The following is an 18,366-nucleotide window of genomic DNA, read 5'->3' as shown; positions in this document are numbered from 1 at the left end:
ATAACCTCTTTACGTTAGCTAACGGTTAACCGTTCTGGTTGATGACGGCTTCAACGACGCTGGACGGCGCCTCTTCGTAGTCCGCAAACTCCATCACGTAGCTTGCGCGGCCCTGGGTCTGAGAGCGCAGATCGGTTGCATAACCGAACATCTCAGCCAGAGGTACCGTGGCACGAATGACCTTGCCCATGGAGGAGTCATCCATGCCCTGGACGAGGCCACGACGGCGGTTGAGATCGCCCATGACGTCACCCATGAAATCCTCGGGGGTCACGACCTCGACCTTCATCACCGGCTCGAGGAGCACGGCCTTGGCCTTCTTGGCACCTTCCTTGACGGCCATGGAAGAAGCAACCTTGAACGCGGTCTCGTTCGAGTCCACGTCATGGTAGGAACCGTCGAACAGCGTGACCTTGACGTCAATCATCGGGTAGCCCGCGATGACACCGTTCTGCAGCTGCTCGTAGGCCCCCTTCTCGACAGCCGGCACGTATTCCTTGGGAACCACGCCGCCGACGATCTCCGAGGCGAACTTGAAGTGCATGTCCTCGTCTTCGCCCTTGTCCTCTGCGGTGAGCGGCTCGATGCGCAGATGCACATGACCGTACTGACCGCGACCGCCGGACTGGCGAACGAACTTGCCTTCCTGCTCGACCTTGGCGCGGATGGTCTCGCGATAGGCCACCTGCGGCTTGCCGATATTGGCCTCGACCTTGAACTCGCGACGCATGCGGTCGACGAGGATGTCGAGGTGAAGCTCACCCATGCCGGAGATGATGGTCTGGCCAGTCTCCTCATCGGTACGCACCTGGAAGGAGGGGTCTTCCTGGGCCAGCTTGCCCAGCGCCACGCCCATCTTCTCCTGATCGGCCTTGGACTTCGGCTCGACGGCCACGGAGATGACCGGATCCGGGAATTCCATGCGCTCGAGAACAATCTTGTCGTTCAGGTCGCACAGGGTGTCACCGGTGGTGACGTCCTTCAGGCCGATACAGGCGGCGATGTCGCCCGCCAGCACTTCCTTGATCTCCTCGCGGGAGTTGGCGTGCATCTGGACGATACGCCCGACGCGCTCCTTCTTCTCCTTCACGGAGTTGTAGATGCTGTCGCCCGACTTCAGCACGCCCGAGTAGACGCGGATGAAGGTCAGGGTGCCGACGAAGGGGTCGGTGGCGATCTTGAACGCCAGCGCGGCGAAGGGGGCGCTGTCGTCCGCCTCGCGCGTGGCGATGGTGCCGTCCTTGTCGTCCAGCTCACCCTCGATGGCCTTGACCTCGGTGGGTGACGGCATGTACTCGATGACGCCATCCAGCACCGCCTGAACGCCCTTGTTCTTGAACGCGGAGCCGCAGGTGACCAGCACGATCTCGTTGTCCAGAGTACGACGACGCAGGCCGGCCTTGATCTCCTCGACGGAGAGCTCGCCTTCCTCGAGGTACTTGTCCATCAGCTCCTCGGACGCCTCGGCCGCGGACTCGACCATCTCCTCGCGGAACTTCTCGGCGGTTTCCTGGAGCTCGGCAGGGATGTCGACCAGATCGTAGTTCATCCCGAAATTGGCTTCATCCCAGAGGATGGCCTTCATCTGGATCAGGTCGATGACGCCCTTGAACTCTTCCTCGGTGCCCCAGTTGATCTGGATCGGCACGGCATTGGCGCCGAGACGCTCCTTGAGCTGGTCGACCACCATGAAGAAGTCGGCGCCGGTGCGGTCCATCTTGTTGACGAACACCATGCGCGGTACTTCGTACTTGTTGGCCTGGCGCCAGACGGTCTCGGTCTGCGGCTGGACGCCGGACGAGCCGCACAGCACCACGACGGCACCGTCGAGCACGCGCAGCGAACGCTCCACCTCGATGGTGAAGTCGACGTGCCCCGGGGTGTCGATGATGTTGATGCGGTGCTCATCGAACTGCTTGTTCATGCCCTGCCAGAAGCAGGTGGTCGCCGCGGAGGTGATGGTGATACCACGCTCCTGCTCCTGCTCCATCCAGTCCATGGTGGCGGCGCCCTCATGGACCTCGCCGACCTTGTGGGACAGGCCGGTGTAGAACAGGACGCGCTCGGTGGTGGTGGTCTTGCCGGCGTCTACGTGTGCAACGATACCGATGTTGCGGTAGCGCTTTAGCGGAGTCTTGCGAGCCACGTTGGAACTCCCCGTTGGTTGGCGATGCGTAGCGGAGCGCTACGCTCAGAAGCGGTGCACTTAGAACCGGTAATGAGAGAAGGCCTTGTTGGCTTCTGCCATGCGATGCACGTCTTCCCGCTTCTTGACGGCCGAGCCCTTGCCTTCGGCGGCATCGAGCATCTCGCCGGCGAGGCGCAGCACCATGGTCTTCTCGCCACGGCGACGGGCCGCATCAACCAGCCAGCGCATGGCCAGCGCATGACGGCGCGAGGGGCGAACTTCAACGGGCACCTGATAGGTCGCGCCGCCGACGCGGCGTGACTTGACCTCGACCATGGGCTGGATGGCTTCCAGCGCCTTGTCGAAAATCTCCAGCGGCTCTTCCTTGCTACGCTCGGCAACCCTGTCCAGCGCACCGTAGACGATGCGCTCAGCTACGGACTTCTTGCCGCCGATCATCAGGTGGTTCATGAACTTCGCCAGGCGCTCGCTTCCGAACTTGGGATCCGGCAGGATCTCGCGCTTGGCCGCAACTCTTCTTCTAGGCATGATAAGCCCTCATCAAAGGATCCTTCAGGTAAACCCGAGACTCCTGCCGATGGCAGCGCTCGACCTTACTCTTATCAGACCGTGGTCAAAATGGGGTGACTGCTGCGAACCGCGGCCGGTCAGGCCTTGGGACGCTTGGTGCCGTACTTGGAACGGCCCTGCTTGCGGTTCTGCACGCCGGAGGTGTCCAGGGCGCCACGCACGGTGTGATAGCGCACACCGGGAAGGTCCTTGACGCGTCCGCCACGAATCAGGACCACGGAGTGCTCCTGGAGGTTGTGGCCTTCACCACCGATGTACGAGGAGACCTCGTAGCCGTTGGTCAGGCGAACACGGCACACCTTACGCAGTGCGGAGTTCGGCTTCTTCGGGGTGGTGGTGTAGACGCGGGTGCAGACGCCGCGCTTCTGCGGGCAGGCCTGCAGCGCAGGCACGTCGCTCTTGGCGGCCTGACGCTTGCGCGGCTTGCGCACGAGCTGATTGATCGTTGCCATGGTGTGTAGCTGACTCCAATGGGTTGCCTTGCCTTACTCAGCGGGTGCGGGCGTACCCGCCCCACTGTTAAAGGCTGCGCATTCTAATGGCTGACACCTCGCGCCGTCAAGCACTGCGCCGCCGGGGGCGGCGCAGTGCCTGGACGTGGGCATCAGATGTCGTCGTCGTCCGAGTCCAGCGCGGTCAGCTGGGCGCCCAGCTCCTGCTCGACTTCGTAGGCCGACGGGTGCAGCAGACGCTCGGCGTCTTCCCGCTTGCGACGACGCTCCGCATGGTGGGTCAGACCGGTGCCGGCCGGGATCAGACGTCCCACCACCACGTTCTCCTTCAGGCCACGCAGATAGTCGCGCTTGCCGGTCACCGCGGCCTCGGTCAGCACCCGCGTGGTCTCCTGGAAGGAGGCCGCGGAGATGAACGATTCGGTGGCCAGGCTGGCCTTGGTGATCCCCAGCAGCAGCCGCTGGTACTTGGCCGGGAACTTGTCTTCCTTCTCCAGGCGTGCATTCTGCTCGAGCACGCGGACCAGTTCGGCCTGGTCGCCAGGGATGAAGTCGCTGTCGCCGGCGTCGGTGATCTCCACCTTGCGCAGCATCTGACGCACGATCACTTCGATGTGCTTGTCGTTGATGCCCACGCCCTGCAGGCGATAGACGTCCTGCACCTCGGTGGTGATGTACTTGGCCAGCTCGGCAATGCCCAGCAGCCGCAAGATATCGTGCGGGTTGCTCGGGCCATCCGAGATCACTTCGCCCTTCTCGACCGACTCGCCCTCGAAGACCGCGATCTGACGCCATTTCGGGATCAGCATCTCGAAGGGGTCGCCGTCTTCCGGGGTGATGGTCAGACGCCGTTTGCCCTTGGTCTCCTTGCCGAAGCTGATCACGCCGCTGACCTCGGCGAGGATCGCCGGCTCTTTCGGCTTGCGCGCCTCGAACAGATCGGCAACGCGTGGCAGACCGCCGGTGATGTCCTTGTTACCGGTGGCTTCCACCGGAATACGCGCCACCACCTCGCCGACGCCGATCGACGAACCGTTGTCGACGGTGATGATCGCCTTGCCGGGCAGCGGGTACTGGACCGGCGTGTCGGAGCCGGAGACGGTGACCGGACGGCCGGCGGCGTCGGTCAGCAGGATCATCGGGCGCTTGTCGCGGCCGGCCATGGGCCGCGCGGCCGACTCGATGACCTCGATGGAGGAGAGACCGGTCATCTCGTCCACGCTGCGGTGCATGGTGACGCCCTCGTCGAGGTCGCTGTACTGCACCTGGCCCTCGGCCTCGGCGATGATCGGGTGGGTGTGCGGGTCCCACTTGGCCACGGCCTGGCCGGCCTCGACGCTGTCGCCATCGCGCACGTCCAGCTCGGCGCCATAGGGCAGCTTGTAGTACTCACGCTCGCGGCCATGGTCATCGGCCACCGCCAGGGCGCTGGAACGGGAGACCACCACCAGCTTGCCGTCGCCGCGCTCGACGTGCTTGATGTTGTGCAGGCGCACCTTGCCACCGTGCTTGACCTGAACGCTGTCCACGGCGGAGGCCCGGGAGGCCGCGCCACCGATGTGGAAGGTCCGCATGGTCAGCTGGGTGCCCGGCTCGCCGATCGACTGGGCGGCGATGACGCCCACCGACTCGCCGATGTTCACCTGGTGGCCGCGCGCCAGGTCACGGCCGTAACAGGCCGAGCAGACGCCGTGCGGTGTCTCGCAGGTGATGGTCGAGCGCACCACGATCTCGTCGACACCCATGGTGTCGAGCTCGGCGCACCACTTCTCGTCGAGCAGCGTGTCGCGCGGGATCAGCACTTCCTCGCTGGCCGGGTCGATGACGTCCACCGCGACCACGCGACCCAGTACACGCTGAGCCAGCGACACGATGATGTCGCCGCCCTCGATGACCGGGTGCAGTGTCAGGCCGCGCTCGGTGCCACAGTCAGGCTCGGTGATCACCATGTCCTGGGCCACGTCGACCAGGCGGCGAGTCAGGTAACCGGAGTTGGCGGTCTTGAGTGCGGTGTCCGCCAGGCCCTTCCGCGCGCCGTGGGTCGAGATGAAGTACTGCAGGACGTTCAGGCCCTCACGGAAGTTGGCGACGATCGGCGTCTCGATGATCGAGCCATCCGGCTTGGCCATCAGGCCGCGCATGCCCGCCAGCTGGCGGATCTGGGCGGCACTACCGCGGGCACCGGAGTCAGCCATGATGAAGACACTGTTGAAGGAGTCCTGCTCGACCTCCTTGCCCTCGCGGTCCACCACGGTCTCCTTGGAGATCCCGGTCATCATCGCCTTGGCCACCTGGTCGTTGGCGCGCGCCCAGATGTCGATGACCTTGTTGTACTTCTCGCCGGCGGTAACGAGACCGGAAGAGAACTGGTCCTCGATCTCCTTCACCTCGTCCTCGGCGGCCTCGACGATCTCGGCCTTGGCGTCCGGGATGACGAAGTCGTTGACGCCGATGGAAGCGCCGGACCAGGTGGCCAGGCGGAAGCCGGTATACATCAGCTGGTCGGCGAAGATCACCGTCGGCTTGAGACCGGCGCGGCGATAGACCTCGTTGATCAGCCGTGAGATCGCCTTCTTCTTCATCGGCTGGTCGACCAGCTCGAAGGGCACGCCCTCGGGCAGGATGCGGAACAGCAGCGCACGGCCCACGGTGGTGTCGTAGAGGCGACGATGGTGGCTCTTCTCGCCGGTCTCCTCGTCAATGTCCACCTCGTCGAGGCGCACCTTGACGCGAGCATGCATCGACACGCTCTGGGTGCCGAAGGCGCGCTCCACCTCGTCCAGGCCGGAGAACACCATGCCCTCGCCCTTGTCGTTGATACGCTCACGGGTCATGTAGTACAGACCCAGCACCACGTCCTGGGACGGCACGATGATCGGTTCGCCGTTGGCCGGTGACAGCACGTTGTTGGTGGCCATCATCAGCGCCCGCGCCTCGAGCTGGGCTTCCAGGGTCAGCGGCACGTGCACTGCCATCTGGTCGCCGTCGAAGTCGGCGTTGTAGGCGGCACACACCAGCGGGTGCAGCTGGATGGCCTTGCCCTCGATCAGCAGCGGCTCGAAGGCCTGAATGCCGAGACGGTGCAGGGTCGGGGCGCGGTTGAGCAGCACCGGGTGCTCGCGGATGACGTCGGCGAGGATGTCCCACACCTCCGCCGTCTCGCGCTCGACCATCTTCTTGGCGGCCTTGATGGTGGAGGCGTGGCCCAGCGACTGCAGCTTGGAGTAGATGAACGGCTTGAACAGCTCCAGCGCCATCTTCTTGGGCAGGCCGCACTGGTGCAGGCGCAGGGTCGGGCCCACGGTAATCACCGAGCGGCCGGAGTAGTCGACGCGCTTGCCCAGCAGGTTCTGGCGGAAGCGCCCCTGCTTGCCCTTGATCATGTCGGCGAGCGACTTGAGCGGGCGCTTGTTGGAACCGGTGATGGCCCGACCGCGACGTCCATTGTCGAGCAGCGCGTCCACCGACTCCTGCAGCATGCGCTTCTCGTTGCGCACGATGATGTCGGGCGCATTGAGGTCGAGCAGCCGCTTGAGGCGGTTGTTGCGGTTGATCACGCGACGGTACAGATCGTTGAGGTCGGAGGTCGCGAAGCGGCCACCGTCCAGCGGCACCAGCGGGCGCAGGTCCGGCGGCAGTACCGGCAGCACCTCCATGACCATCCACGCCGGATCGTTGCCGGAGCCCTGGAAGGCCTCCAGCAGCTTGAGGCGCTTGGAGAGTTTCTTGATCTTGGTCTCGGAGTTGGTCTGCGGGATCTCCTCGCGCAGGCGACCGATCTCCTCGTCGAGGTCGATATCCTTGAGCAGCGCCTGGACGGCCTCGGCCCCCATGCGGGCGTCGAAGTCGTCACCGAACTCCTCGAGGGCCTCGAAGTACTGCTCGTCGTTGAGCAGCTGGCCGCGCTCCAGGGTGGTCATGCCCGGATCGATGACCATGAAGCTCTCGAAGTAGAGCACGCGCTCGATGTCGCGCAGGGTCATGTCGAGGAACATGCCGATGCGCGACGGCAGCGACTTGAGGAACCAGATGTGCGCGACCGGGCTTGCCAGCTCGATGTGGCCCATGCGCTCACGGCGCACCGCCGCCTTGGTGACCTCGACGCCGCACTTCTCGCAGATGATGCCGCGGTGCTTCATGCGCTTGTACTTGCCGCACAGGCACTCGTAATCCTTCACCGGGCCGAAGATCTTGGCACAGAACAGGCCATCCCGCTCCGGCTTGAAGGTGCGGTAGTTGATGGTCTCCGGCTTCTTGACCTCGCCGTAGGACCAGGAGCGAATCATGTCCGGCGACGCCAGCGTGATCTTGATCGCGTCGAACTCGTCGGACTGAGACTGCGATTTGAGGACTTTCACCAAATCTTTCATGGGGTCGGCTCCGTTGCGGAGTTGTCATGGGCGGGGGCGTTGCCACCCCCGCGGACCGTCATTCTGTGAAGCGCAGGCGGTGCAGCCTCAGCTCTCCAGTTCGATATCGATACCCAGCGAGCGGATTTCCTTCACCAGCACGTTGAAGGACTCCGGCATGCCCGCCTGCATGGTGTGGTCGCCGTCCACGATGCTCTTGTACATCTTGGTGCGACCCTCCACGTCGTCGGACTTGACGGTGAGCATCTCCTGGAGCGTGTAGGCCGCGCCGTAGGCCTCCAGGGCCCAGACCTCCATCTCGCCGAAGCGCTGGCCACCGAACTGCGCCTTGCCGCCCAGCGGCTGCTGGGTGACCAGCGAGTAGGAGCCGGTGGAGCGCGCGTGCATCTTGTCGTCCACCAGGTGGTTAAGCTTCAGCATGTACATGTAGCCCACGGTCACCGGACGGTCGAAGGCATCGCCGGTACGGCCGTCATAGAGCGTCATCTGGCCCGAGTCCGGCAGATCCGCCAGGCGCAGCAGGTGCTTGATCTCGTGCTCCTGGGCCCCGTCGAACACCGGCGTTGACATCGGCACACCGCCCTTGAGGTTCTTCGCCAGCGCAATGACCTCGTCATCGGAGAGCGAGTCGAGATCCTCGACGCGGGTTCCCTGGGTGGTGTTGTAGACCTGACCGAGGAAATCGCGGATCTCGCCCACCTGCTGCTCGCGCGCATCGCGCAGCAGCCCCTCGATCTTGACCCCGAGGCCGCGTGCTGCCATCCCCAGGTGTGTCTCGAGGATCTGGCCCACATTCATCCGCGACGGCACGCCCAGCGGGTTGAGCACCACGTCGATCGGCTCGCCGTTGTCGTCGAAGGGCATGTCCTCGATAGGCATGATCGCCGAGATGACACCCTTGTTGCCGTGACGGCCAGCCATCTTGTCGCCCGGCTGCAGGCGGCGCTTGATCGCCAGGTAGACCTTGACGATCTTCAGCACGCCCGGCGCCAGATCGTCGCCCTGAGTGAGCTTGCGCTTCTTGTCCTCGAAGCGCTCGTCCATCTCCTTGCGACGCTGCTCGAGCTGCTCGTCGGCCTGGGCCAGAAGCTCGTTGAAGGTCTCGTCCTGCAGGCGCAGCTTGAACCACTGCTGACGCGGCAGCTCCTCGAGGTAGCTGTCGGAGAGCACGTCGCCCTTCTTCAGTTTCGGACCGCCGTTGACGACCTGGCCGGACAGGGTGCGCTTGAGACGCTCGAAGGTGGCGTCCTCGGCGATGCGGTAGGTCTCCTGCAGGTCCTTGCGCACCTCGTCGAGCTGCATCTGCTCGATGGAGAGCGCCCGCGAGTCCTTCTCCACGCCGTCGCGGGTAAACACCTGGACGTCGATCACGGTACCCTTCATGCCGGTCGGCGCGCGCAGCGAGGTGTCCTTCACGTCGGAGGCCTTCTCGCCGAAGATCGCACGCAGCAGCTTCTCTTCCGGCGTCAACTGGGTCTCGCCCTTGGGCGTCACCTTGCCGACCAGGATGTCGCCAGCGCCGACCTCGGCACCGATGTAGACCACACCGGCTTCATCCAGCTTGCCCAGCGCCGACTCGCCGACGTTGGGAATATCGGAGGTGATCTCCTCCGGCCCCAGCTTGGTGTCGCGAGAGACGCAGGTCAGCTCCTGGATATGGATGGTGGTGAAGCGATCTTCCTGGACCGCCCGCTCGGAGAGCAGGATGGAGTCCTCGAAGTTGTAGCCGTTCCAGGGCATGAAGGCGATGCGCATGTTCTGGCCCAGCGCCAGGTCACCCATGTCCACCGAGGGACCATCGGCCAGGATGTCACCGCGGCTCACTCGGTCGCCGGGGCGCACGATGGGCTGCTGGTTCATGCAGGTGTTCTGGTTGGAGCGCAGGTACTTGGTCAGGTTGTAGATATCGACGCCGGCCTCACCGCCGATGATCTCGTCCTCGCTGACCCGCACCACGATGCGCTTGGCGTCGACCGAGTCGATCACCCCGCCGCGGCGTGCCACCTCGCAGACGCCGGAATCGCGCGCCACGAAGCGCTCCATGCCGGTCCCCACCAGCGGCTTGTCGGCCCGCAGCGTAGGCACGGCCTGGCGCTGCATGTTGGCCCCCATCAGGGCTCGGTTGGCATCGTCGTGCTCGAGGAACGGGATCAGCGCCGCGGCCACGGAAACCACCTGCCGCGGCGACACATCCATCAGCGTGACCTGCTCGGGACGCATGAAGGTGGTCTCGCCACGGTGGCGGACCTGCACCAGGTCGTCGACCAGCTTGCCCGCCTCGTCCACGGTAGCGGAGGCCTGGGCGATAACGAAGTCGCCCTCCTCGATGGCCGACAGGTGGACCACGTCATCGGTCACCTGGGCATCCACGACCTTGCGATACGGTGTCTCGAGGAAACCGTAGCTGTTGGTGTGGCTGTAGGTGGCCAGGGAGTTGATCAGACCGATGTTCGGCCCTTCCGGCGTCTCGATCGGGCACAGACGCCCATAGTGGGTGGCGTGAACGTCACGCACCTCGAAGCCAGCCCGCTCGCGGGTCAGACCACCCGGGCCAAGCGCGGAGACGCGGCGCTTGTGGGTGACCTCGGAGAGCGGATTGTTCTGGTCCATGAACTGCGAGAGCTGACTGGAACCGAAGAACTCCTTGACCGCTGCCGCCACCGGCTTGGCATTGATCAGGTCCTGCGGCATCAGGCCCTCGCTCTCGGCCATCGAGAGACGCTCCTTGACGGCGCGCTCGACGCGCACCAGGCCTACGCGGAACTGGTTCTCGGCCATCTCGCCAACGCAGCGGATGCGCCGGTTGCCCAGGTGGTCGATGTCGTCGACGTCACCGAAGCCGTTGCGGATCGCGATCATCTCGCGCAGCACGTCGAGGATGTCCTGCTGGTCGAGGACACCCGAGCCGGTGTCGCTGTCGCGACGCAGACGGCGGTTGAACTTCATGCGACCCACGCCCGACAGGTCGTAGCGGTCCTCGCTGAAGAACAGGTTGTTGAACAGCGTCTCGGCGGCCTCCTTGGTGGGCGGCTCGCCGGGGCGCATCATGCGATAGATCTCGACCAGCGCCTCGAGGCGGGACCCGGTGGTGTCCAGCTTGAGGGTATCGGAGATGAAGGGCCCACAGTCGAGGTCGTTGGTGTAGAGCGTCTCGAGGGTGGTAATGCCCGCCTGGCCGATCTTCTCCAGCAGCTCGGGCGTGATCTCGGTATTGCAGGGGCAGATCAGCTCGCCCGTATTCGGGTCGACCTGATCCTTGGCCAGGGTCTTGCCGAACAGGTAGTCCATCGGCACTTCGAGGCGCTCGAGACCGGCCTTTTCCAGCTGGCGGATATGCTTCTGGGTAACCCGGCGGCCTTCCTCGACGATGACATTGCCGTCGCCGTCCTTGATGTCGAAGGTCGCGGTCTCACCGCGCAAGCGCGACGGCACCAGCTCCACCGAGAAGCCGGACTTCTCGATATGAAAGGTGCTGAACTCGAAGAACTCGTCGAGGATCTCTTCGGCGCTCATGCCCAGCGCACGCAGCAGCACCGTGGCCGGCAGCTTGCGGCGACGGTCGATGCGCACAAAGACGCTGTCCTTGGGATCGAACTCGAAGTCGAGCCAGGAGCCGCGGTAGGGAATCACGCGGGCGGAGTACAGCAGCTTGCCGGACGAGTGGCTCTTGCCCTTGTCGTGATCGAAGAACACGCCAGGTGAGCGGTGCAGCTGGGAGACGATGACGCGCTCGGTACCGTTGATGACGAAGGTACCGTTCTCGGTCATCAGGGGGATTTCCCCCATGTAGACTTCCTGCTCCTTGATGTCCTTGATCGCCTTGTTCGACGAATCCTTGTCGTAGATGATCAGGCGAACCTTGACGCGCAGGGGAGCCGAATAGGTGACGCCACGCAGCTGGCACTCCTTGACATCGAAGGCGGGAGTGCCGAAACGGTAGCTGACATACTCCAGGGCAGCGTTGCCGGAGAAGCTCGCGATCGGAAAGACCGACTTGAAAGCGGCGTGCAGGCCGATTTCCAGACGCTCTTCGGGTGAGCGATCCTGCTGGAGAAATTCGTAGTAGGAATCAAGCTGGATGGCCAGCAGGTAAGGCACATCCATCACTTGGGGCAGTTTGCCGAAATCCTTGCGGATGCGTTTTTTCTCAGTGTATGAGTAAGCCATCTGTATTCCCCAGCTTGTTCACCATGGGTGACCGATGCGTGTCGGCGTCACCCGACGGGTAAGGCTCCGTCAGGCGCTGACGGCAAGCCTCCACCAGGAGGCTCGCCGTCGGAATTCGGCTAGCGGGTGGCCCGTGGGCGACCGGCTAGTGACAACAGAAAAAGGCCGGCAGCGGGCGTCCCGCCACCAGCCATGGAAGCTTACGCAGCGCGTGAAGCCATGGGCACAAGGGTTACTTGAGCTCCACGCTCGCGCCGGCTTCTTCCAGCTTCTTCTTTGCTTCTTCGGCGTCGTCCTTGGACAGGCCTTCCTTGATGGTCGCCGGTGCACCGTCGACGGCGCCCTTGGCTTCCTTGAGGCCCAGGCCGGTGATCTCGCGAACTGCCTTGATCACGTTGACCTTCTTGTCGCCGGCGCCGGTCAGCACGACGTCAAATTCGGTCTGCTCTTCCTCGACAGCGGCTTCACCGCCACCCGGGCCAGCCACGACAGCGGCGGCGGCAGAGACACCGAACTTCTCTTCCATGGCCTCGATCAGCTCGGCCACTTCCATGACGGACATGTCGGCGACGGCGTTGATGATGTCTTCTTTGGTCAGTGCCATTGTCTAATTTCCTAACTTTGCGGGAGCCTCGGCGTCGCGATGGCTCTAGATTCAATATTCGATTCAGGCTGAGCGCAAGAGTTCGCCGTTCAGGCAGCTTCTTCCTGCTTCTGGTCACGCAGCGCCGCGAGGGTACGGACCAGCTTGCCGGCAGACGCTTCCTTCATGACGGACATCAGCTTGGCGATCGCCTCATCGTAAGTCGGCAGATTAGCCAGACGGTCAATGTCGCTTGCCGGGATCAGCTCACCTTCGTAGGCCAGCGCCTTGACCTCGAACTCCTTCTGACCCTTGGCGAACTCCTTGAACAGACGGGCGGCGGCGCCCGGATGCTCATAGGAGAAGGCCAGCATGGTCGGACCGGAGAAGGACTCGTCCAGAATCTCCCAAGGAGTTCCAGACAGGGCGCGGCGTGCCAGAGTGTTGCGGACAACACGGATCTGCACGCCATTCTCGCGGGCCTGCTTGCGCAGGTCGGTCATCGCACTGACCGCGACGCCACGAGAATCGGCAACTACGACGGAGAGCGCATCCTTGGCCGCTTCACTGACCTCGGCAACGATTGCCTTCTTGCCTTCGAGTGCTAGTGGCACAGTGATCACTCCTTCGTGCCGGAACCTCGCGAGAGGATTCCGGTGGTTACCATCTCTCCCGACCGGAGGTCGGGAGTCCTGGGTGATGGTGCTCACCAGATAGCTGGCGGCCACACCATCTGCGCAGGCCTTCCCGGAGGAAGATTAAGCCGTGCTCGCGAGAGACGCGGCGCCTGCGGTCTTTGACGATGCCCCGCCGGCACGAGTAGCCCGGCACGGGGACCGCAAAGTTCCTGCAATCGTCTCGACCGCCGCCCGATCAGACCAGGGCGGAATGGTCGATGGTCAACCCCGGCCCCATGGTAGAGGACACGGTGATCTTCTTGAGATAGATACCCTTGGAGGTGCTCGGCTTGAGCTTCTTCAGGTCGGCGACCAGCGCCTCCAGGTTTCCCTGGATGGCAGACGCATCGAAGTCGACCTTGCCCAGGGTGGTATGAATGATACCGTTCTTGTCGGTACGGAAGCGCACCTGGCCGGCCTTGGCGTTCTTGACCGCGGTGGCCACATCCGGCGTCACGGTGCCGACCTTGGGGTTCGGCATCAGACCGCGCGGGCCTAGGATCTGGCCCAGCTGGCCAACGACGCGCATGGCGTCCGGCGAGGCAATCACCACGTCGAAGTCGAGCTGGCCTTTCTTGACCTGCTCGGCCAGGTCGTCCATGCCGACGATATCGGCACCGGCTTCCTTGGCCGCCTCGACATTGGCGCCCTGGGTAAAGACCGCGACACGCACGTCCTTACCGGTGCCGTTGGGCATGACGGTGGCGCCACGCACGACCTGGTCGGATTTCCGCGGGTCGACGCCCAGATTGATGGCGACGTCCAGGGATTCCTTGAAGTTGACGGTGGACAGCTCGGAGAGCAGCGCCACGGCCTCGTCGAGGGAGTAGGTCCGGTTGGCGTCGACCTTCTCGCGAATCTGCTGTACGCGCTTGGTAAGCTTGGCCATGATCAGAGACCCTCCACGTTCAGGCCCATGCTGCGGGCACTACCGGCAATGGTACGCACCGCGGCGTCGAGATCAGCAGCCGTCAGGTCCGGCTCCTTAGTCTTGGCGATCTCCTCGAGCTGCTCGCGAGTCACGGTACCGACCTTGGTCTTGTTCGGCTCGCCGGAGCCGGACTTGATGCCGGCCGCCTTCTTCAGCAGGACCGCGGCAGGCGGGGTCTTGGTGATGAAGGTAAAGCTGCGATCGGAGTAGACGGTAATGACCACGGGGGTCGGCAGACCGACTTCGATATCCTGCGTCGCGGCGTTGAACGCCTTGCAGAACTCCATGATATTGACACCGTGCTGACCCAGCGCGGGGCCCACGGGGGGACTCGGATTCGCCTTGCCAGCTGCCACCTGCAGCTTGATGTAAGCCTGTACTTTCTTGGCCATGATGGACTCCAGTTGGGTAGTAGCGCCTTGCGGCTCCCCGGATTACACAGCCACCCGCGGGTGGCTGCCACGAAACTGATAGGGTCGGAAGGCTATTCCTTCTCGACCTGGGCAAACTCCAGCTCGACGGGCGTGGAGCGGCCGAAGATCAGCACGCTGACCTGCACACGGCTCTTGTCATAGTTGACCTCCTCGACGACCCCGTTGAAGTCGGCGAAGGGCCCGTCGATGACGCGCACCGACTGCCCTGGCTCGAAGAGCGTCTTGGGCTTCGGCTTGTCGGTGCCGTCCTTGACCCGACTAAGGATGGCATCTGCCTCCTTGCGGGTGATCGGGGCCGGCTTCTCCTTGGTACCGCCGATGAACCCCATCACGCGCGGGGTCTCATTGACCAGGTGCCAGGTCTCGTCATCCATTTCCATCTCGACCAGCACGTAGCCGGGATAGAATTTACGCTCGCTCTTGCGACGCTTGCCGTCACGAACCTCGACGACTTCCTCGGTCGGCACCAGGATCTCGCCAAAGCGATCCTCCATGCCGTGCATCTTCACGCGCTCGATCAGCGAGCGCATGACATGCTTCTCGAAGCCGGAGTAGGCGTGGACGACATACCAACGCTTGGACATGAAAACTCCTAACCGATGACGCCGGACATCGCCCAGCCAAGAAGGGTGTCGATCAACCAGAGCATCAGACCGACCACCAGCACGGCCACCAGCACGATCGCAGTGGTCTGAACGGTCTCGGGCCGGGTTGGCCAGATGACACGCTGAATCTCCTTCTTCGCGCTTCTGGCAAGCTCGACAAGATCACGGCCCTTGGCCGTGGTCAGCGCCACCAATGCCGCCGCCACACTAAGCACGACGACACCGAGTACACGATAAAGAAGCGCCTGGTCGGCAAAATAGGTATTGCCGACCACCGCAAGGACCAGCAGAGAGACGACAACTGCCCACTTGAGCCCGTCGTGGCGCGACTCCTGCACCTCGGCGTTATGCTTCATGAAAACGAGACTCCTCAGGGTGCAGCAATCGAAACATGAACGTTTATGAGATCTCGCCAGCCTGGGGAAGACTGGCAGGCCAGGAGGGAATCGAACCCCCAACCTGCGGTTTTGGAGACCGCTGCTCTGCCAATTGAGCTACTGGCCTGTATCTGCTTCCGCAACCGCCCTTTGCAGGCGGCCTGTACGACAGCGGGCGCCATTCTAGCGAAACGCTCGCCTCCTGGCAACCCCTCCCCGCATGACACATACCATGGGGAGAAAAAGAAAAGGCGGGCTGTGCCCGCCTTTTCGATATGGAGCTCATGGACGGATTTGAACCGTCGACCTCACCCTTACCAAGGGTGTGCTCTACCCCTGAGCTACATGAGCGCAATTCTGTGGTATCGCTGACGAACTACCTGGAGCGGGCAGCGGGGATCGAACCCGCATCATCAGCTTGGAAGGCTGAGGTTCTACCATTGAACTATGCCCGCCGACCCACTCTTGCTTGCCGTCACTCGACGCATCGGGTGTGGCTGAACCTGGTGGAGGGGGAAGGATTCGAACCTTCGAAGCTTTCGCGGCAGATTTACAGTCTGCTCCCTTTGGCCACTCGGGAACCCCTCCAGCTGGCGATGTATTCTACCGCCCTTGTTTCCGGTGTCAAGTAGCTGTTTTCTTTGCCTCTTGCTCGAGCGCGGCGTAACCGCCGAGCGCTTCTTTCCGGAACGCGGCGCATTGTGTCAAAGCAGCATGGAGAATGCAAGCGCCGCCCGAATCTTTTCCAGCGCCGCCGGTGAGGGCACTCTAGGGGCCCCGGACATACGCCCGGCTCGCTCGGCAGCCGTCAGCGGGAAGCAGGCCTCAAGCCCTCCGTACACCATGTCCGGCCAGACGGCATGCGGCACCTGGATACCCCGCGATATCACCCGCGCGTCACCGCCGGTCAGCATCATCGGCAGCGCCACGCCCTGCTGATCGCAGACCTCGCTATAGATCCGGTTCACGGCGCTCACCGCCGCCATGTAGATGCCGTGATTGACGGCCTCCACGGTGCGCCTGCCAGGCTCCAGCAGCTCCTCGGCCTCGCTGTCCGGGTCAATCGCCACGTTGCGCGTGCCGAGCTTGAGGCTCTCCTTCATCAGCCGCAGGCCAGGCAGGATATAGCCGCCCAGGTGACGCCCGCCGGGTAAAACGAAGTCGACGGTGATGGCACTACCGCAATCCACGGCACAGCAGCCGCCGGCCAGCTGGTAGCCCGCCAGCGCCCCCATCCAACGATCGACCCCCAGTCGGCCCGGCTCCTCGTAACCGTTGGTGACCCCCAGGGCCTCGGCCGTCGAGCGGGCGACATGAACGCTGCCGACACGCCGGCGCAGCAGGGCCACCGTCTCCTCCAGCACCGCCTTGCGCGCCACGCTGGAAATGCGCACCGACTCGACCACATCGAGGTCCGGGATATCCGCTCCCGGGCGCCACTCCTCGCGGGTCCAGACCGCGCCGCGAGAGCGAATCTCGCTGCTGTCGGCATCCTTTAGTCGCCATTTTGACAGTGTGTTACCGATATCGAGGTCGAGGATCATGGCCGTCCTCGCACGCTGATCTCGCCACCGGCCAGCCGCACCGGCCGACCGGCCTGCTGCACCCAGAGGTTGCCGGCTTCATCCACGTCGCCGGCGGTTGCCGACTCGCGAACACCGCGCTGCAAAATCTCCACCTCGCAGCCGGCAAACGCGTGACGCGCGTTCCAGTCGCGACACCAGGCGGCAAATCCCTGCTGCTCGAATGTGGCCAGCAGGGGCAGCAGCTCGTCCAGCAGCTCAATGGCCAGAGCGTTGCGGGAAAGCCCGGGCGCCTGATCATGGACTGCCGCGACGGGCTGGTCGATGCCCTCACGAAACGCCGGCGGCAGATCGATATTGATGCCCATGCCAACCACGACTTCGCAGGGGCCAGCCGCATCACCGCTGATCTCTACCAGGATACCCGCCAGCTTGCCGAGCGAACCGTCGTCGTGCTGCAGCAGCACGTCATTGGGCCATTTGAGGCGCGGCCTGAGGCCGTGGCGCTCGAGCACCCTGGCAAGGGCCACTCCCAGTGCCAGGCTCAGCCCCTCGAGGGACGCGACGCCAGCCTCGACCCGCCAGCCGAGCGAGAGCATCAGGGTACGCCCCCAAGGGGTCACCCAGGTGCGACCGCGGCGCCCGCGCCCCTCGCTCTGCTGCTCCACCAGGCAGACCTCGCCATGCCCCGCCCCCTGGGAGAAACGCTCGCGCAGGAAGGCGTTACTGGACGGCAGACTCTCCTCGACGAAGAGGCGCGCCAGGTGGGGGCGTGCCTCTCGCGAGAGGCCGGCCACGATACAGCCACCATCCAGCAGTTCCAGCCGCTCAATCAGGCGATATCCTTGGCCCTTGACCGCTTCCATGGGAATACCCAGGGACTCCAGCTTGCGCAACTGCTTCCAGACTGCCGCGCGCGATACGCCGAGCCGCTCACCCAACTGCTCGCCGGAGTGAAACTCGCCATCGCTCAACAGGCGGATCAGGTCACTGATGGTCATGCTCATGCCCCTTACGGGAAATGAGACATTCTAGCGGATGCGAGCAGCCCCCGGGAACGCCACCGACGAAAGTCCCACCGGGGGAGCAATCCGATGACCCGACATGAAAAAACCCCGTGCTCTATTGAACACGGGGTTTTCTCGGAATAGATGCCTGACGATGATCGCGCCGGGCCGCCGGGACTCTACTCGTCTCATCCTGAGACTCGCTCTCCGGGCCCGCTAAAGCGGTTCCCGTTTGTTCCCGACAAACGGGTCCATGGGGAGGCCCCTGCAACGACGAAACCCCGACCAATGGCCGGGGTTTCTGAATAAGTGCCTGACGATGATCCGGTCGGCGTCCCGATACTCTCCATGGGGAGGCCCTCGCTGTTTTTCGATCGCTGAGCATGAAAAGACCCCGTGTTCTATTGAACACGGGGTCTTCTCGGGATAAGTGCCTGACGATGACCTACTCTCGCATGGGGAGGCCCCACACTACCATCGGCGCTGAGCGGTTTCACTGCTGAGTTCGGCATGGGATCAGG

13 protein-coding genes, 4 tRNA genes and 1 rRNA gene are annotated in these 18,366 nt (G+C 63.7%); all 18 read right to left on the bottom strand.

What is annotated here, in order from left to right; genetic code table 11:
• Positions 1 to 25 precede the first annotated feature (25 nt).
• Positions 26 to 2,146, bottom strand: a complete 2,121-nt coding sequence (gene fusA, locus FHR95_RS14775) for an elongation factor G (protein WP_040183142.1) — start codon at positions 2,144 to 2,146, stop codon at positions 26 to 28.
• 60 nt (positions 2,147 to 2,206) lie between these two features.
• Complete coding sequence (gene rpsG, locus FHR95_RS14770; protein WP_040183143.1) at positions 2,207 to 2,677, bottom strand: 30S ribosomal protein S7; 471 nt, start codon at positions 2,675 to 2,677, stop codon at positions 2,207 to 2,209.
• 119 nt (positions 2,678 to 2,796) lie between these two features.
• Positions 2,797 to 3,171: a 30S ribosomal protein S12 gene (rpsL, locus tag FHR95_RS14765; protein WP_040183144.1), complete on the bottom strand. Its 375-nt coding sequence runs from the start codon at positions 3,169 to 3,171 to the stop codon at positions 2,797 to 2,799.
• A 152-nt stretch (positions 3,172 to 3,323) separates the two neighbouring features.
• Positions 3,324 to 7,541, bottom strand: a complete 4,218-nt coding sequence (gene rpoC / locus FHR95_RS14760; RefSeq protein ID WP_183315001.1) for a DNA-directed RNA polymerase subunit beta' — start codon at positions 7,539 to 7,541, stop codon at positions 3,324 to 3,326.
• A gap of 87 nt (positions 7,542 to 7,628) precedes the next feature.
• Entirely contained in the window at positions 7,629 to 11,708 is a 4,080-nt protein-coding gene (gene rpoB / locus FHR95_RS14755; RefSeq protein WP_183315000.1) for a DNA-directed RNA polymerase subunit beta, read from the bottom strand.
• Between the two features lie 232 nt (positions 11,709 to 11,940).
• Complete coding sequence (gene rplL, locus FHR95_RS14750; RefSeq protein WP_040183148.1) at positions 11,941 to 12,312, bottom strand: 50S ribosomal protein L7/L12; 372 nt, start codon at positions 12,310 to 12,312, stop codon at positions 11,941 to 11,943.
• An 89-nt stretch (positions 12,313 to 12,401) separates the two neighbouring features.
• Entirely contained in the window at positions 12,402 to 12,905 is a 504-nt protein-coding gene (gene rplJ / locus FHR95_RS14745; RefSeq protein ID WP_040183149.1) for a 50S ribosomal protein L10, read from the bottom strand.
• A 259-nt stretch (positions 12,906 to 13,164) separates the two neighbouring features.
• A complete protein-coding gene (gene rplA, locus FHR95_RS14740) occupies positions 13,165 to 13,857 on the bottom strand; it encodes a 50S ribosomal protein L1 (RefSeq protein ID WP_040183150.1) in 693 nt (230 codons plus the stop codon).
• 2 nt (positions 13,858 to 13,859) lie between these two features.
• The gene (gene rplK / locus FHR95_RS14735; protein WP_040183152.1) at positions 13,860 to 14,291 is read right to left on the bottom strand and encodes a 50S ribosomal protein L11; all 432 of its coding nucleotides are present in this window, start codon (positions 14,289 to 14,291) and stop codon (positions 13,860 to 13,862) included.
• Positions 14,292 to 14,383: 92 nt separating this feature from the next.
• Positions 14,384 to 14,917, bottom strand: coding sequence for a transcription termination/antitermination protein NusG (nusG, locus tag FHR95_RS14730; protein WP_040183153.1), 534 nt, complete (start codon positions 14,915 to 14,917; stop codon positions 14,384 to 14,386).
• An 8-nt stretch (positions 14,918 to 14,925) separates the two neighbouring features.
• Entirely contained in the window at positions 14,926 to 15,294 is a 369-nt protein-coding gene (secE, locus tag FHR95_RS14725) for a preprotein translocase subunit SecE (RefSeq protein WP_040183154.1), read from the bottom strand.
• Between the two features lie 72 nt (positions 15,295 to 15,366).
• Positions 15,367 to 15,442: transfer RNA gene (locus tag FHR95_RS14720), tRNA-Trp, on the bottom strand.
• A 149-nt stretch (positions 15,443 to 15,591) separates the two neighbouring features.
• Positions 15,592 to 15,666: transfer RNA gene (locus FHR95_RS14715), tRNA-Thr, on the bottom strand.
• 30 nt (positions 15,667 to 15,696) lie between these two features.
• Positions 15,697 to 15,770 (bottom strand) — tRNA-Gly (locus FHR95_RS14710).
• Between the two features lie 49 nt (positions 15,771 to 15,819).
• Positions 15,820 to 15,903 (bottom strand) — tRNA-Tyr (locus tag FHR95_RS14705).
• A gap of 116 nt (positions 15,904 to 16,019) precedes the next feature.
• A complete protein-coding gene (locus FHR95_RS14700) occupies positions 16,020 to 16,859 on the bottom strand; it encodes a type III pantothenate kinase (protein ID WP_040183155.1) in 840 nt (279 codons plus the stop codon).
• Positions 16,856 to 17,839 carry a biotin--[acetyl-CoA-carboxylase] ligase gene (locus FHR95_RS14695; RefSeq protein ID WP_040183157.1) on the bottom strand — a complete coding sequence of 328 codons (984 nt, stop codon included), beginning with the start codon at positions 17,837 to 17,839 and terminating at the stop codon, positions 16,856 to 16,858. The genes FHR95_RS14700 and FHR95_RS14695 overlap by 4 nt, the downstream gene beginning before the upstream one ends.
• Positions 17,840 to 18,277: 438 nt before the next feature.
• Positions 18,278 to 18,366, bottom strand: a 5S ribosomal RNA gene (gene rrf / locus FHR95_RS14690); the annotation flags it as partial.

The sequence above is a fragment of the Halomonas fontilapidosi genome (genome assembly GCF_014192285.1).
GTDB lineage: Bacteria > Pseudomonadota > Gammaproteobacteria > Pseudomonadales > Halomonadaceae > Halomonas > Halomonas fontilapidosi.
Note: the sequence above shows the minus strand (reverse complement) of the source record. Positions and strands in the feature narration are given on the sequence as shown.

What these genes read in the sequence shown, in the direction of transcription:
- FHR95_RS14700 (WP_040183155.1), bottom strand. Translation starts at nt 16,859, where the DNA reads ATGATCCTCGACCTCGATATCGGTAACACACTGTCAAAATGGCGACTA.
- FHR95_RS14695 (WP_040183157.1), bottom strand. Translation starts at nt 17,839, where the DNA reads ATGACCATCAGTGACCTGATCCGCCTGTTGAGCGATGGCGAGTTTCAC.
- rpoB (WP_183315000.1), bottom strand. Translation starts at nt 11,708, where the DNA reads ATGGCTTACTCATACACTGAGAAAAAACGCATCCGCAAGGATTTCGGC.
- rpsG (WP_040183143.1), bottom strand. Translation starts at nt 2,677, where the DNA reads ATGCCTAGAAGAAGAGTTGCGGCCAAGCGCGAGATCCTGCCGGATCCC.
- nusG (WP_040183153.1), bottom strand. Translation starts at nt 14,917, where the DNA reads ATGTCCAAGCGTTGGTATGTCGTCCACGCCTACTCCGGCTTCGAGAAG.
- rplK (WP_040183152.1), bottom strand. Translation starts at nt 14,291, where the DNA reads ATGGCCAAGAAAGTACAGGCTTACATCAAGCTGCAGGTGGCAGCTGGC.
- secE (WP_040183154.1), bottom strand. Translation starts at nt 15,294, where the DNA reads ATGAAGCATAACGCCGAGGTGCAGGAGTCGCGCCACGACGGGCTCAAG.
- rpoC (WP_183315001.1), bottom strand. Translation starts at nt 7,541, where the DNA reads ATGAAAGATTTGGTGAAAGTCCTCAAATCGCAGTCTCAGTCCGACGAG.
- rplA (WP_040183150.1), bottom strand. Translation starts at nt 13,857, where the DNA reads ATGGCCAAGCTTACCAAGCGCGTACAGCAGATTCGCGAGAAGGTCGAC.
- rplL (WP_040183148.1), bottom strand. Translation starts at nt 12,312, where the DNA reads ATGGCACTGACCAAAGAAGACATCATCAACGCCGTCGCCGACATGTCC.
- rpsL (WP_040183144.1), bottom strand. Translation starts at nt 3,171, where the DNA reads ATGGCAACGATCAATCAGCTCGTGCGCAAGCCGCGCAAGCGTCAGGCC.